Genomic DNA, 1,049 nt, shown 5'->3' with positions numbered 1-1,049 from the left:
ACAACGGCGGGTCGGTTGCCGCCCTCGGCCGGGAAGTCGATCAGCGTGACCTGGCTGCCGAGATCGTAGTCCCACACATCCTGGCGTACCGTCTGGAAGCGCCAGCGCGGCTTGCCGGTGGTCACGTCGAGCGCCACCAGCGAGGTCGACCATTCGTTTTCAGCTTCCGAGCGGTTGCCGCCCCAATAATCCACGGAGGAGTTGCCCAGCGGCAGGAAGACGAGGCCGGACTGCTCATCGCCGGTTGCCGTCGTCCACATGTTCGGCGTGCCGCGCGTATAGGTCTGGCCTTCCGGTGGCAGGCCGGTGAGTTCGGGGTTGGCGAGATCCCAGGCCCAGGCGAGCTGGCCGGTCACGGCATCGAAGCCGCGGATCACGCCGGACGGCGCATCTTCGGCCTGACCATCCTTGACCTGTGCGCCGGTGACGACAATGCCGCGCACGATGGCCGGAGGCGCGGTCACCGCATACCAGCCGGGCACCTTTTCGCCGATGCCGGTCCACAGATCGACCGTTCCGCCCTGACCGAAGTCCTGGCAAGGCTGGCCTGTCTTGGCATCGACGGCGATGAGGCGCGCGTCGATCGTTCCCTGAATGACGCGGGCGGCACAAGCCTGATCCGGCGCGGTATTGGGAACTTCGTAATAGGATACGCCGCGGCAGGAAGCGCCGTAAGGGATGGATTCTGCGGGCACCTTGGGGTCATAGCGCCAGCGTTCCTTGCCGGTCGCCGCATCCACCGCGGTCATGATGTTCATGGCCGAGCAGATGAAGAGCGTGTCGCCGATCTTGAGTGGCGTGCCCTCGGGCGAATACTTGTCCTTGGTCGCTTCCGTCGGCATGTCGCCGGTGCGGTAGGTCCACACCTTCTGGAGGTTGGCCACGTTTTCCGGCGTGATCTGGCTCAGCGGCGAATAGCGGGTTGCCTGTTCGCTGCCGCCCCAGAAGGGCCAGTCGGTTCCAGCTGCCCGCTGCGGTGTCACCGGGCGTGCGGCCTGAACGGGCGCGCTGTTGCCTGCATCCGGCGCGCTGGCCGGACCGGCATCGCT

At 66.5% G+C, this 1,049-nt stretch carries 1 protein-coding gene; it reads right to left on the bottom strand.

Annotated elements, in window-relative coordinates; genetic code table 11:
- Window positions 1-1,049, bottom strand: a 1,049-nt coding sequence (locus tag RTX98_RS07090; protein WP_312795595.1) for a PQQ-binding-like beta-propeller repeat protein, incomplete at both ends; no start/stop codon positions are given.

Source organism: Tianweitania sp. (assembly GCF_032053605.1).
Classification (GTDB): Bacteria; Pseudomonadota; Alphaproteobacteria; order Rhizobiales; family Rhizobiaceae; genus Tianweitania.
The sequence above is the reverse complement of the archived record's forward strand: the minus strand, read 5'-3'. Positions and strand labels throughout refer to the sequence as shown.